12 protein-coding genes and 1 pseudogene are annotated in these 14,287 nt (G+C 56.7%); 8 read left to right on the forward strand and 5 right to left on the reverse strand.

Annotated features, from left to right (window positions below):
• Positions 1-716 (reverse strand): DUF1549 domain-containing protein (locus VGE80_RS00185; protein WP_440591245.1); only part of this gene is annotated, 716 nt, incomplete at its 3' end.
• Between the two features lie 913 nt (positions 717-1,629).
• On the opposite strand from VGE80_RS00185, the gene VGE80_RS00190 reads away from it, so the two are divergent.
• From VGE80_RS00190 to VGE80_RS00210, 5 genes are all read left to right on the forward strand, one after another.
• Positions 1,630-2,535, forward strand: coding sequence for a DUF58 domain-containing protein (locus VGE80_RS00190; protein ID WP_440591246.1), 906 nt, complete (start codon positions 1,630-1,632; stop codon positions 2,533-2,535).
• Between the two features lie 331 nt (positions 2,536-2,866).
• Complete coding sequence (locus VGE80_RS00195; RefSeq protein WP_440591247.1) at positions 2,867-3,883, forward strand: peptidyl-alpha-hydroxyglycine alpha-amidating lyase family protein; 1,017 nt, start codon at positions 2,867-2,869, stop codon at positions 3,881-3,883.
• Positions 3,880-4,965 (forward strand): zinc-dependent alcohol dehydrogenase, encoded by a 1,086-nt coding sequence (locus VGE80_RS00200; protein WP_440591248.1) that lies wholly within the window; start codon positions 3,880-3,882, stop codon positions 4,963-4,965. Before VGE80_RS00195 ends, VGE80_RS00200 begins: the two co-directional genes overlap by 4 nt.
• 75 nt (positions 4,966-5,040) lie before the next feature.
• Complete coding sequence (locus VGE80_RS00205) at positions 5,041-6,225, forward strand: sialidase family protein (RefSeq protein ID WP_440591249.1); 1,185 nt, start codon at positions 5,041-5,043, stop codon at positions 6,223-6,225.
• A gap of 199 nt (positions 6,226-6,424) precedes the next feature.
• Complete coding sequence (locus VGE80_RS00210) at positions 6,425-7,513, forward strand: peptidylprolyl isomerase (RefSeq protein WP_397569137.1); 1,089 nt, start codon at positions 6,425-6,427, stop codon at positions 7,511-7,513.
• Positions 7,514-7,583: 70 nt separating this feature from the next.
• On the opposite strand, the gene VGE80_RS00215 is transcribed toward VGE80_RS00210, so the two are convergent.
• Positions 7,584-8,594, reverse strand: coding sequence for a cyanophycinase (locus VGE80_RS00215; protein ID WP_440591250.1), 1,011 nt, complete (start codon positions 8,592-8,594; stop codon positions 7,584-7,586).
• A gap of 182 nt (positions 8,595-8,776) precedes the next feature.
• Between VGE80_RS00215 and VGE80_RS00220 the strand changes: the two genes are divergently transcribed.
• A complete protein-coding gene (locus tag VGE80_RS00220; RefSeq protein ID WP_440591251.1) occupies positions 8,777-9,301 on the forward strand; it encodes a SixA phosphatase family protein in 525 nt (174 codons plus the stop codon).
• A 22-nt stretch (positions 9,302-9,323) separates the two neighbouring features.
• Here VGE80_RS00220 and VGE80_RS00225 read toward each other — a convergent pair whose 3' ends face one another.
• Positions 9,324-10,331 (reverse strand): ribose-phosphate diphosphokinase, encoded by a 1,008-nt coding sequence (locus VGE80_RS00225; protein ID WP_373653220.1) that lies wholly within the window; start codon positions 10,329-10,331, stop codon positions 9,324-9,326.
• A 214-nt stretch (positions 10,332-10,545) separates the two neighbouring features.
• On the opposite strand from VGE80_RS00225, the gene VGE80_RS00230 reads away from it, so the two are divergent.
• Positions 10,546-10,794: a hypothetical protein gene (locus tag VGE80_RS00230; RefSeq protein ID WP_373653221.1), complete on the forward strand. Its 249-nt coding sequence runs from the start codon at positions 10,546-10,548 to the stop codon at positions 10,792-10,794.
• Between the two features lie 507 nt (positions 10,795-11,301).
• The gene (xerD, locus tag VGE80_RS00235) at positions 11,302-12,252 is read left to right on the forward strand and encodes a site-specific tyrosine recombinase XerD (RefSeq protein ID WP_440591252.1); all 951 of its coding nucleotides are present in this window, start codon (positions 11,302-11,304) and stop codon (positions 12,250-12,252) included.
• Between the two features lie 295 nt (positions 12,253-12,547).
• Here xerD and gatB read toward each other — a convergent pair whose 3' ends face one another.
• Both gatB and VGE80_RS00245 read right to left on the reverse strand, forming a co-directional pair.
• Positions 12,548-14,047 (reverse strand): Asp-tRNA(Asn)/Glu-tRNA(Gln) amidotransferase subunit GatB, encoded by a 1,500-nt coding sequence (gatB, locus tag VGE80_RS00240; protein ID WP_440591253.1) that lies wholly within the window; start codon positions 14,045-14,047, stop codon positions 12,548-12,550.
• A 12-nt stretch (positions 14,048-14,059) separates the two neighbouring features.
• Positions 14,060-14,287, reverse strand: a pseudogene (locus VGE80_RS00245) (hypothetical protein); the annotation flags it as partial.

The following is a 14,287-nucleotide window of genomic DNA, read 5'->3' on the forward strand; positions in this document are numbered from 1 at the left end:
ACATCCAGCCAATGTCGACCCCAGCGTTCACCGTAACGGGGCGAGGCCAGCAGTTCGTCGGTCAAACGTTCGACTGCGTCGGGCGCCGGGTCATTAACGAAACGCTCCACCGTATCGGGAGAAGGAGGCAATCCGTGCAAGTCGAAGGAGAGCCGGCGAACCAGCGTCAAACGATCTGCGGGTTCCGAGAAGTCCCAGTCTTTGGACTCCAGGACTGCCAGCAGAAACTGATCGATGGGCGAGCGGACCTGCTCAGTATGCTGGACTGCAGGGACAGAAGGTTTGCGGATCGGCTGGACTGACCAGAATGCCCGCTCTTCATCAGTGAAGTCCCCTTCCAGAGGCTTTTCCGGTTCCGGACGAGCCGTTTTGGCTCCTCCCGCAACCCAGCGTGTGATGAGATTCACTTGTTCGGGTGTCAATTTTTTCTCGCCCGGCGGCATTTCCCCGGATCGAATTCTCTCAAGCAGCAAACTCTTTTCGGCGTTCCCCGGCACGATCGCCGGGCCCCCTTCTCCGCCGCTCATCATCAGTCGCGCCAGACGAAGATCGAGCTTCCCTTCGACGGTTTCTTCTTCGCCGTGACAATGGAAGCAAAACGACTTCAGAATGGGGCGAATGTGCGGTTCAAACAACACTTCGCCGGGAGTCTCTGCAGCTCGCAGAACGGGCCAGGAAGCGAACAGGATCGCGAGGGCAAGGCTGAGATTTTTCATGGCGGGAAACACCAGCGGGAGTTCAGCAGTAGCAGTTACGCATCGAGTATGTCTGATCATCGAAAGAATCGCAACGAGAATGAAGCCCAATCGCCTCATACATTCCCCTTTCCGAACGTGTATCAGCCCGTACTTCGGTTGTGGAATGACCAGACAAATCTTCCTGTATTATCCCTTGTCGGGGCTTTGCGGAAAGAAGGGGCGGGATGACAGAAGATACGACACATCAACAACCTCAAGCGATGAACGTGCGAATCGGGCAGTCTTAGAATCTGGCGCCAATCGTCCCCAGCCGCGCAGAACGACACACATCGAATGCGAGGAACGTGGCCTGATTCACCAGCAGGCAGCAAGACGTCTCCATTCCTGCACATCCGATCTGTGTCGCTTCAGACTTCAACAAAACAAAAAACAGCCGAAACATTTCTGACTGATCGGGCGCCTGGACAGTTTTGATTCCCCGTCTCCCGGAATCGGCAAGCAATCATGAACGTGAAACGGGTCTGACGTTTCCACACGACCTAAGCCCACTTCGATCATCGGAACCGTCCGTTCTTCGCCGTCGTCTGTTCTTCACCGGAGCTCGCAGGTTCTCGCACCGGATGTCACTTCAAGCCATCGACGATTTCCAGTTCGCATGCGCAATCGTTGTGAGTGGGAACTCGAATCAGCACAATGGGGTCCCCGGGACATGCTCAGCCCCGTCGCACCGAGTACGAGATCAGGGATCTCGATTGAGGAATATGATGAACCTGAATGCGGAGCTGTTTCCCTTCTGATCGATCTGACTCATCGGTATTCAACGGCCGTCAAATCAACCTGCATCAGCCCCCCTGCCCAATTCGAAGCCTGTGCCCGCTCCTTGTGTCAACGCCCTGCGTTTCAGAACACCTGCAAGAAAAAGTGAGAGACGATGACGCAGAGCGTGCTTTCCCGGTACCTGAATCCCGAGATTCTCAGACGCGTTGCTGATCGACCACTGGAACCGCACGGACTGGTAATGGGGAACCTGGCGGGGGCTCACAAGTCCCCCCTCAGCGGCTTTGCAGTCGAATTTGCCGGGCACCGGGATTACATCGTCGGAGACGATCCACGGCACATTGATTGGCGGCTCTACTACAAGCGAGACCGTCTTTCGATCAAACAATACGAGATGGAAACGAACTTTGTCTGCCACCTCGTGCTCGATATCAGTGCGTCGATGCGGTACGGAGCCGGGAATGAGCAGAAGTTGTTTTGTGCAGCCCAAGCCGCCACGACCTTAGCCTATTCCATTGTTGCACAGAACGACAAAGTTTCCCTCACCACCTTCGATAATCGCATTCAAGGTTATGTCCCTCCGGGAAACACCTTGGCACAGATTCACCGGATCATCCAACACCTCGACCGGATCTCGCCCGTCGAAAAGACGAACATGGTTGACTGTCTGACGGACCTGACTGGCCGGATGGGACGCCGTGAGATCGTCATGATCTTCAGTGATTTTTTTACGGATCTCACGGCGCTGGAAACCGTGTTACAGCGGATGAAATACAACCGACACGAGATCGTGCTGTTTCACATCCTGCATCCTCACGAAAGGACATTCCAGTTTGAGGGAATGGTGAAGTTTCTCGGAATGGAAGAGACTGCAGAGTATCTGACGCAGACTGAGGACATCCGCAATGGATATCTCGCGTCGCTCCATCGCTATGAGGCCGCCTTCGAAGACCTCTGCCGACGGAATGCGATTGAATGCGTATCGGTGGACACCAGCGGAAATTTGGGTGACGATCTGGTGGAATACCTCAACCAGCGAACCCGCGTTCGCCTCCGGTAACTTTGGTCCCTCCGGTAAATCTGGTCAAAGTCACATACTTTCAAAAAAGGTGTGCGCTCGATGTTTCAACCTCGAAATGACGTTCGACAACCTGCGAGATCAAACCGCCCCTCTCTGCGGAATCTGAAACCGTGGACGAATCTCGGCGCGAGCGGGAACATCTCGCCACTCGCTCACGGTTCCAAAACTCATTAGCAGGCCGACTTCCATCACCGTCGTCTCTCTGATCGGGGCGTCAGTCCACATCGTGGCCACTTGCAACGTCCGACGCTCCGCACAACCCTGTTGGCCTGCTCCTCACGTTCGCTTTTCTCACATACGGCACGGCTCCATGACTCCTTCTGAATCTAAAATCATCACATCCGGCGGCTTCACATATCGGGCAATCGCGGATTGGGCGAAGTGGCCCGTCGACTGGCATGTCTGGGAAGTCACAGGCGTCGCAACAGACTCAAAGGATCGTGTCTTCGTCTTCAATCGAAGTGACCATCCTGTCGCCGTCTTCGATCCCGATGGAAATCTGCTCTTCTCGTGGGGAGAAGGTCTCTTCAACCGCCCCCACGGCATCTGGATCGGCCCCGATGATTCCGTGTATTGCACCGACGACCTGGACCACACCATCCACAAGTTCACGGCAGAGGGCCGTCACGTTCTCACCTTGGGAACAAGCGGGAAGCCATCAGATACCGGCGCAACCTCAATCGACTATCGCACGATCCGCTACGCGGGCCCTCCCTTCCATTTCCCGACGAATCTTGCAGTGGCCCCCAATGGCGACTGGTACGTTGCGGATGGCTACGGCAACGCGCGAATTCATAAGTTCTCGCCCGACGGGACACTGCAGTTCTCCTGGGGAGAACCGGGATCAGGCCCGGGTCAGTTCCATGTTCCGCATGGGATTACCGTCGACCGAAATGGGGTCGTTTACGTCGCGGATCGCGAGAACAGTCGCTTGCAGCTCTTCTCACCCGAAGGAAAATTCCTTAGCGAATGGACCGATATTGCCCGCCCGTGCGAAATGGTGATCGATCAGGAGGGCCTGGTCTACGTGGCTGAACTGGGTTATCGCGCCGGGATGTGGCCGGGCACAACGGCTCCTGCAGCGGATTCACCCGGTGGCCGTCTCAGTATTTTCGACTCGTCCGGCCATCTCCTTTCCCGATTTGGCGGTGGTGAAAGACCACAGGAAGCGGGCGACTTCTTCGCTCCGCACGATCTGTGGCTCGATAAAAACGGAAGTTTGTACATCGCTGAAGTTGTCTGGTCGGCGAATGGACGTCAGTATCCTTCCACCGGCCGCTACCACACGTTGCAGAAATTCGAACGACTGGCAGGAGTAACTCCATGAAGGCGTGGCGATTTTATGGCTTCGGAGATCTGCGTCTGGACGATATCCCGGAGCCTGTTTGTCAGCCCGGTCACGTCGTCGTTAAACCACTTTGCGTACAACCGAGCGTGACCGAAGCGCAGCTTGCGTTTGGTATTCCAACACTGGCCTACGACCGCGTGAAAGCCAGGCTGGATGCAGAGGCCCCTATCCAACTCTTCGGCCACGAGTTTTGCGCCCGGATCGTCGAAGTGGGCGAAGGAGTCAGCGGTTACTCCGTCGGTGATCGCGTTGCAGCCCGCGCCAAGCTTCCCTGCGGAAACTGTCCGTTGTGCCGGAACGAGCGCAGCACTCTCTGCCGACAAGGTCCCGTCATCGGTTTCGATCAGCCGGGATGTTTCAGTGAGTTGGCACTACTTCCCGAAATTGCTCTGGTCAAAGTCGATGATCGAATTTCGGATAGCGTCGCAGCATGTCTGCAATCGCTCAGCGACAGCGTTGCCGCTGTCGAAACAGCCCAGATCCAGATCGCCGACACCGTTGTGATCTTCGGACAGGGAAGCATGGGACTGGAGTGCCTGCAGATCGCGCGAATCAGTGGTGCCGGTCAAATTATTACCGTCGACGTCCGGGAGGAAGCCTGTGCCGCATCTCGAGAACTCGGAGCCGATCACGCACTCAACGCAAGGACCTGCGATGTGGTGTCGACGATTCGAGAACTGACGGGAGGCAACGGGGCGGATGTGGTCTTCGAATGTGCCGGTGGCAGCCCTAGGCAGGGACTCGCGGGACACCAGACCTTGCTGGACGCCCTGGTTTCAGTCCGTTCAGGAGGAAAAATTATCGGCGTCTCGTGGTTTGGCGGCTCTGTCATGCTGCCAATTGATCTCTTCCGCGAGCGAAGCCTGCGATACCTGTTCCCCGACATCAGCACGCGAGAACACTTGCGGCACACGGTTCAGTTGGTCGCCTCGGGCCGTGTCCGACTCGAACACACAATTACTCACGTCCTGCACGGCATTGAAGCCGTTCCCGAAGCCTTCGAGATCACCGCAAGCAAAGGAAAGTATCAGGCAATCAACCCGGCCCAGGTCGTATTCTGATCGGATGATTTTACGAATGAGGACGATTTCACTCCCTGATGAGAGCTGGCTTTTATGAGTTTGACGAGGCAACGAATGAGTACGACCTGGCTGCGATTTGTGAGCGGTCTGCTGCTGATGACAAGCGTCCGCTGCGTAGATGCACAGCAGGCAGAATCGGTTCCGCTGCAACCCGCCGAGGCAGTGCGAGTCAACGTATACGCGGAACCTGGTCGGTTCGGCGGCTGGCCAGCCAATCATGGAATCTGGTCCTGGGGTAATGAGATCCTCGTCGGCTTTTCCGCGGGGTATTCCAAAGACAACGGTCCCGGCGTTCACGCCATTGATCGCGAGCGTCCGGAAGAACATCTGTTCGCCCGCAGCCTCGATGGCGGAGAAACCTGGTCACTGGAAAACCCCTCGAAGCAAGGGGCTCTCATCCCCGTTGGTAAAGGTCTTCACGGGATTACCCCTCCGGGACTGAAAGAGAAGCCGTGGCAGGATTGCCCGGGAGGAATCAATTTTCAGCATCCCGACTTTGTGATCACGTTTCGCATGCTCGACCATCATGGTGACGAATCACGGTTCTCGTATTCAAACGATCGTGGCAAGACCTGGCAGGGACCGTTCCGCCTCGATGTGGCCGATGATCAGGGAAGAAAGCTCAAGCTTGCCCCTCGCACAAACTACATCGTCAACGGCCCGCACGACTGTCTGGTGTTCCTTACCGCCGCCAAAGAGAATGGTCGTGAAGGCCGCCCCTTGTGTGCACGGACGACTGATGGGGGTAAGACATGGAACTTCGTGGCGTGGATCGGGCCGGAACCGAAAGGGTATTCGATCATGCCTTCGGCGGTCCGCCTCGGCGAATCCGAACTGCTGGTCGTCATTCGCTGTCGCGAAGGAAAGCGAAGTTGGCTTGATGCTTATCGTTCGCTCGACGATGGCAAAACCTGGAAAGTAGATGATCATCCCGTCGCGGATACCGGTGAAGGGAATCCCCCCAGCCTGATCAAGTTGTCCGACGGCCGCCTGAGCCTGGCGTACGGGTATCGGGCAGAGCCATTTCAGATGCGGGCTCGCCTGAGTAACGATGGTGGCAAGACTTGGGGAAACATCCTGATCCTGCACAACAACGGGGGAGGACGCGACTTTGGATACCCGGTCAGCGTGCAGCGTCCCGACGGAAAAATTGTGACAATCTACTATTTTCACGATCAGCCGCTCAGCGATCGATACATCGCGGCAACGATCTGGAACCCTGAATATACGGCAAAATAAGCCGAAAACGGGGCAATCATGGGGTGGCAGGAGAACGCATTTTATTTTCCAGGACCGCTGGAAGCCGTCTTGACGCATTTTTTGCCGATTCCTATAACCCGCCGCCGCCAGGGACGTCGGTGCCCATTTGGGCTCGCCTTACAGTTCGGTGTCACTTCCGATTCGGAGACAGATCATGGGTGAAGGGAATCACCTGTCCGTGCCTAATTCCAAAGGCCAGACCAAAGGACGGTTGATGTGGGTATTCGGCGGCTCGGTCGCTGCCGTACTGTCTGCTGGCATGTTGATGCAATACGTCCGCAGCCCCGCATCGATGGCAGCCACAGACCCGCCAGCCGGTCAGGCTCGCGTCGGCAACACGGCCAAGAAGCCTGAAGTTCTTGCCAAGGTCGACAAAGATACCATCACCTATGACACCGTCGCCGAAGAGTGCGTCAAACGCCATGGCCGCGAAGTCCTCGACGACCTGATCCATCGCCTGATCATCCAGCAGGCCTGCGAAGCCCACGAAATCACCGTCAGTGAGCAGGAAATCACCGACGAGATCAAACGGATCGCGACCCGCTTCAACCTCGACCCGACTCAATGGCTGCAAATGCTGCAGGCCGAACGCAACATCAGCCCGCTCCAGTACCGTCAGAGCGTGATCTTCCCGATGATCGCTTTGAAGAAGCTGGCTGGGGAAGAAGTCGAAGTCGACGACAAAGACATGAACGAAGCCTTCGTGCGAAACTATGGTCCTCGCGTCAAAGCACGCATGATCATGTTCGACAACCAGCGTCGGGCTCAAGCGGGCTGGGATGAACTCAAGAAGAACCCAGACGATTTTGAAGAACTTGCCGCCAAGTTGTCCGTCGATCCAAACAGCCGCGCATTGGGTGGTCAGATCCCCCCAATCGCCAAGTTCAACGGCAACGAAATGCTGGAAAACGCCGCCTTCCGACTCAAAGAAGGCGAAATTTCCGGTGTGATCGAAGTGGCCCCCAGCCGGTTCGTCATCCTGAAGTGCGAAGGTCGTACGGAACCTGTCGTCACCGAAATCGACGAAGTTCGTAACACCCTCTACGAAGAGCTGAAGGAATCGAAGATTCAAATGCAGGTGGCGAAGGTCTTCGAAAAGCTGAAGAAAGAAACCATCGTCGACAACTACCTGACTCAGACCTCGAACCGTCCTGAACGTAACGCAGCGGCGACCGGTCCGATCGGCGGCGGAGTTCAGCCAGCCAGTGGAACCCAGGCCAAGCCAACCGCTGCAGCGGCTCCCGCGAAAGCCCCACGTAAGCAATAAGTCCAACGTCTCACGTTCGAAGTGACAAGACCTGAGGTCCGTCTCCGATCCCATCGGAGACGGACCTTTTTTATTCTCCAAATAGAACTTCCTCGAACGGGCTGAACGCAGGTTGAATCTGGTCGCCACGACGAAGTCGCTCGATATCAAACTCATCACCAGGATTCATGAACTGCAGGCGAAATTTACCAGACTTTTCGTTTCCCGCGTCCAGCACACACGCCACAACACACGACTGGCCGAGAACCTGAAAACTCCCCGTTTTGATGGCATATTGCAGTGCGGTCTCTTCATCGATTCCAAATCCAATCAGATCAGGGTGTCGCTCCAGAACCTGGTAAAGCCGGCCGATTCGATTCCGTTTGATAAAGTGCTGATCGATCACCGCACCCGGAATCAGGTCGAAGCCACGTCCCATCACCGGCGTGCCTCGCCCTCCGGCAATCATGATCCCCGACATAATCGCGGCCCCGGCCGACGTGCCCCCAATCACGCCATTTCGGGACAGCACCTCTTTCAGCCGGCTTTCAACAAGCGTGCCGCCATACCAGTCGGCCAGCCATGTCTGCTGACCTCCCCCAAGCCAGACTCCGGTTGCGGTAGAGAGGACCTCGCAGAACGAGACATCATTGGCCGTGGCACGCAATGTGGTATGCAGGACATCAACACTCTTGACCTCATATTTCAGCCACATCTGTCGATAGGACTCCCGCGCCTCGTCATCGATCACCTCCGCCGGGATCACCACAATCCGTGAGTTCGTGCCACCCGCTAATTCGATAAAGCGGTGACGAATCATCTCGGACAGATGCCCTCCCCCGGCGATCAGCAACGTTCCTCCAGCAGGAGTCAATCCCGTTGTCGGTCGCTTCTCCAGATACGCAATCCGGCGGTGAATCTCTGCCCGGACGTAAACACTGGCCCCCACCAGAATCACGACTGTCACCATCCAGCACAGCATTCGAGGCATGGAGATCGAACGACGTGCAACGCTCCCCTGCGGCGTTGCCGGAATTTCAGAACGAGAGGACGAAACAGAACTGGTCACTTTCAGCCAACGAGATGTCTGCTTAGCGGACATTGCTTGCCCCCTTGATCTCGAAAGACGTTTTGACATGAATCCTATGACGTGATGTCTGAAATATTATCGTCTGTCGACTTCCTGGCCAGTGATCGAATCCTATTTTCAAGCAAGTTTCTCGAAAAGTGAGTCCGTTTCGCCGACAATGTGCGGTGCCCACCCCCTCTCCAGGATCGACATCAATGACCGAGAAAAAATCCCTGCTTCTGTTTCGACACGCCAAGTCGAGTTGGGGCGACCCACAGCTCGCTGATCAGGACCGCCCCCTGAATGATCGCGGACGTAAAGCGGCCGTCCGTATGGGGCGGTTGATGAAGGAGGAACAGCTCATCCCTGACCTGGTCCTCTCCTCGTCGTCTCGACGGACACGTGAGACTGCGGAACTCGCGTTCGCAGAACTCGCCCCCGTTTCGTTATCCGTTCATTATCTGGACGAACTTTACGAGGCAGAGCCGGCGGGATTAGCCGCAGTGCTGTCTCGGGTTTCCGAACTGTTCCCGGCCGTCCTGTTGCTGGGGCATAACCCCGGCTTTGAAGAGTTTCTCACCCTTCTCACTGGTGAGCACCTCAAGTTTCCCACTGCCGCAATTGCGGTGATCGAATTGGGTCCGATCCAGTGGAGCGAGTTTTCCAATCTCCCATCATCGTCTCACCCCGAAGGACGTCTCCAGCGACTGTGGAAACCTAAAGAGTTAGACCGAGATTAGACGTCCGACGCACGACCGGAAATCAATCGTACTTCTCAGGGAAGAGCATGCTGACGCTGGTCCGGTCGTGGATCGAGCGGATGGCGGCCGCCATCAGGGGAGCAACCGAAATCACTTCGATATTCGCCGGCAATGGACTGAACGAATTTTCGATGGTGTCTGTAATGAACATCTTCTTGATTTCGCTTTCGGCGATCCGTGCTGCCGCACCTTCCGACAGTACGCCGTGCGTCACAGCAGCATAGACATCACGAGCACCGCGTGCTTTCAGCGTTCTGGCCATTTCAACCAGTGAACGGCCCGTGATCGTCAGGTCATCGACCAGAAAAACGTTCTTGTCCTGGACGTTGCCGATCACTTCCACGATCTGCACAGTCTCTGTGTGGTCCGCCCGATACTTGTTCCCAATGACGACCGGCGCATTCAGCAGCCCTGCGTACGCCGCGGCCCCTTTCGCAAACCCAACGTCAGGACTGCACACCACCAGGTCGGGAATGTTGAGCTGCTTAAAGTGATCAACCAGCACGGTCCGACCGTAAAGATGGTCGACGGGGACGCGGAAGAAGCCCTGAATTTGAGGACTGTGCAAGTCCATCGTCAGTACGCGATCGGCCCCTGCCGCTTCGATGGCATCGGCACAGACACGGGCCCGGATCGAAACGCGGGGCTCGTCCTTCTTGTCCCCTTGTGCATAGCTGAAAAACGGGATGACTGCGGTGACGTTCTGGGCACTCGCGCGACGCGCGGCATCGATCCAGAACAAAAGTTCCATGAAGTTATCGTTGACCGGGAAGTGACAACCCTGCACGATGAAAACGTCTTTGCCCCGGACGTTCTCCTTGATGCGGACGAACACATTTCCTTCACTGAAGATGTGAGCTCTTGCAGGGGTCAGAGAGACACCCAATGTGTTGGCGATTGTTTGCGCCAGAATGGGATTCCCCGACCCTGCAATGATTGCCAGATCACCCTGAGGTGCCTGGAACGGTGCGAGTCTCGGCCCAGACAGATTCGGCCGCAGATAGTCCATTAAAACAGTCCTCTCATAATTCGCTAGACGTCAGCAGCAATCGTATCGAGACAAGGTCAGCGACACAAAGCAGCATCCCCACACGGAAACCCGCTCCAATGAAAGCCAGGTCTCCCGTTGCTTTGCCTGTCCGGTTTTCTCGGGGTATGATTTCTGGATTGCGGTTCGCATTTCGTTCACGAACCGCTTCACACTTCTCTCAGTTCAAGAACCCATGGCTGACTACACAAAATACGACGCTCGTGTTGACTCACTGGTGATCGAATCCCGGACCAGCTGGGATCCCTCCGTGGGAAAACTGACCGATGAAGACAAGGCCGTGCTGGCCAGAATGGTCCACCGTGATCCCGCGAAAGCGGCCAAGGTCTCTTACACGAGATCACATACTGGATTTACCCGCGAAATCACTGTGACGGAACAGGATATTGCCCGGATCTTTGAGGAACAGGTCCAGGGAAATTAGCTTATCCCGACTGGCTGAACTTTGACGCCTCCTTCGCGCTTCAACCCGAGTCCCGCTGCGTGCGGCCCCGAACGGGGTCAATGGTCCGCCAGCGCACTCGGGTCATCGTCGTAGATGATTCAATCCCCCTCCCCCTGATTGGCTACTGACGTGGGTCAGGAATTTGGAACGAACTCACCGTACCCGAATCGGCTGACTCTGCGGACGGTTCACGGGAGACCGTCCCGAAAGTCTACCTCTTCGGCATCTGTTGCAGTGAAACGGCCTGTCTCGCGGATCCACAACAGCACTGCACATCACTCCGCCGATAAGTCAGGTATATTTCTCCTGTGGGGACACCGCTTGGGAATCGCCTCGTCCGCCAATTCCCGGAACGTTCCCCCTTCGGCCATTCCCGGGAACATGGCAGGTTGCAGAGCCGCAACGAAATCAAACTGATACTCGGCCCTGTAAGGGCTCACTGTTAGAAACGACTGGTCGCGACAAACGAATTTCTGGGGAAATACCGTGCCTCCGCGTCGACGTCCCACCTTGTCCGCCGCCACGAATTCCAGCAACAAGGCCGAACCCTCCGAACATCTCGCCGGATTCATCCATTACCTGAAGGCGGAATGTGGACTCTCCGCCAATACGCTGCTCGCCTACCGGCGTGACCTGACCCGATTCGATGCCTGGTATCAGACCAATGGTCCGGGCAAGCTGCAGCAGGTCGATCTGGCATTGCTGACTCGCTACCTGGAAGACCTCCATCAACATCAGTTTGCCGCCACGTCCATCGCCCGCCACCTGGCGGCTCTCAAAATGTTCTTCCGCTACCTGGTGCTGGAAGGGATCATCCCGGAAAGCGTCGTCGAACTCGTTAACTCGCCAAAACTCTGGCAACACCTTCCAAAAGTCCTCAGCCCCGAAAAGGTCGATGCCCTGATCGCGGCCCCATCCCGCGAAGACCGTCATCCCCTCAGGGATCGAGCCCTCCTGGCACTCATGTACGCGACCGGTTGCCGCGCCTCCGAAGTCTGTGGCATAGCTCTGCGTGATATTCACCTGGAAGAGCGTTATTGCCGCTGCATCGGAAAAGGAAACAAGGAACGAATCGTTTCACTGAACCCCGTCGCCTGCGCAGCAGTCGAAGCGTACCTGCAACACGAATATCCCAAGCTGGCGCCCAAAGGAGACCCGACGTCTCCGCTGCTCGTATCCCGCGGAGGAAACCCGCTCAGCCGAATCACCGTCTGGAAACTCGTCAAACGGTACGCCGCGCGAATTGGAGCCAGTCTCGAAGTCAGCCCTCACACGTTGCGGCACAGCTTCGCCACGCACATGCTGGCCGGCGGTGCCGAGATCCGAGCCCTCCAGGAACTGCTCGGTCACGCCAGCATTCGCACGACTCAGATCTATACCCAGGTCGACCACAGCCGACTCAAGTCCATCCACGAGAAGTGCCATCCCCGTGGCTGAGTTTCTTGAACACCCGGTAACTTGTCCACTCCCAAAGGGAGAGAACGAGCACCGCATTCCCAAGCCGGACCATTCGCGGCAGCAGACAACACGTAACCCTGCCACCCTTCCAGGCCCTGGAGTCTCCGTTGTCTTGATACGTCACGCTCGTCGAAGTCTCAGAGCGATGTCCTCAATCCGTTGAAGCCCCCGCCACCAATCACTTCAAAGCCCCTCTCAACCAACGAAGCCCTCCGCGGTGCTATGACTTCAATCTGAAGCAGACATCCAGGGATGCTAACAGACTGACCTGCTGTCACGACTTGGCAATCGCCTCCAGCAGCTTTTCGCGAACGAGCTGCGGGTCGGCCCCCTTGACCCCTTTCATGACCTGCCCGATCAGGGCCCCGATGGCCTTTTCGTTTCCTCCCTTGAAGTCGGCAATCGCCTTCGCACTTCGCTCAATCACCGCAGCGATGGCAGCATCAATGGCACCGGTATCCTGCACGATCGCCAGTCCGCGTGCTTTGACGATTTCATCGATTCGCGACTCCGTCACAGGAATCTCTTCGTCGTGATCGCTGAGCAGCGCGGCGAAGACTTCTCGAGCGGCCTTGATGGTGATCTGCTTCTGGTTGATTCGCTTCAGCAGAGCCGCCAGCACGGGGGGCCGAATCGGGACAGTGGTGATCGTCTCACCCCGCTCTTTCATCGCCGCCTGCAGATCCTGAGTCAGCCAGTTCGCTGCCTGCTTCCCTTCTCCGCCCGCCTTGGCAACGTCTTCGAAGTAATCCGCGACGGCCCGCCCCTGATCGATGATGACCGACGCATCGTACGGGGTTAACTGATACTCATCGATCAATCGCTGACGACGGAGACCGGGAAGTTCACACATTTCCCCACGAATCGCGTCAACGCGTTCGACGGTCGTGGTGACAGGCACGAGGTCCGGGTCAGGGAAATAGCGATAGTCTGCCGCTTCTTCTTTTTCGCGTAACGCATACGTGACTCCGCGGCCCGGGTCGAATCCGACCGTTCGCTTGTGGCCCCCTTTGGCTCCCATCCGGATCCCGGTCTGCTGATACGCCTCCCACTGGCGAGCCACTTCGTAGTCAATCGCCTGTTCCGTAAAGCGGAAACTGTTCAGGTTTTTGATTTCGACAATCGGTGTCGGAATCTTCGTCCCATCCGGTTGCAGCACGTGCAGGTTGACATTCGCGTCGCATCGCAGACTCCCTTCCTGCATGTTGCAGTCAGAGACTTCAAGGTACGTCAGCATCAGCCGCAACTCTTCGAGGAATCGGCGTGCTTCTTCCGACGAACGAAGATCCGGCTCCGTCACGATTTCGACCAGCGGAGTTCCCGCCCGGTTAAGATCGACCTTGCTGTCGCGACCTCGGCCTGATTCGTCATGCGTATTCTTACCGGCGTCTTCTTCCAGGTGAGCTCGCAGGATGCGAACGCGACGAACAGTCGCCGGGTCCCCGCAAACGACGTCGACATGGCCGTCATGACTGAAGGGGAGATCGTACTGGCTGATCTGATAGCCTTTGGGAAGGTCCGGATAGAAGTACTGTTTCCGGTCCCACTTGGTGAAAGGCGCAATCTGACAGCCCAATCCCAGAGCCGTCTTCACTCCCAGGTGATAGGCGTGCTGGTTGAGAACCGGCAACGCTCCCGGCAAGCCCAGACAGACGGGACAGGTCTGTACGTTAGGGTGATCAGGGTTGAACGTGGTCGGACAACCGCAAAAAATCTTGGTCTTGGTTTGGAGCTGGACGTGAATTTCCAGCCCGATAATGATTTCGTAGGACATCCGATCCTCAAATTAACAGGAACTCATCGCGTCAATGGTGGCCCACGTGATCTTGCCCGAGGCAATTTCGCCCGCTATCTCAGGCGCGATCGCGAGGAAATTCTGAGCGGCAGGTTCCGTACTTTCGCTGAGAGCCAATCCGGCAGCATACTTTTCGACGAGCGAGCCCGTCGTCAGCAGGTTGTGTAGTTCCGACAACCCTCTGGCATCGGCATGGCGTCCGACACAGCGCCACAGCTC

This window comes from Schlesneria sp., from assembly GCF_036405755.1.
Classification (GTDB): Bacteria; Planctomycetota; Planctomycetia; order Planctomycetales; family Planctomycetaceae; genus Schlesneria; species Schlesneria sphaerica.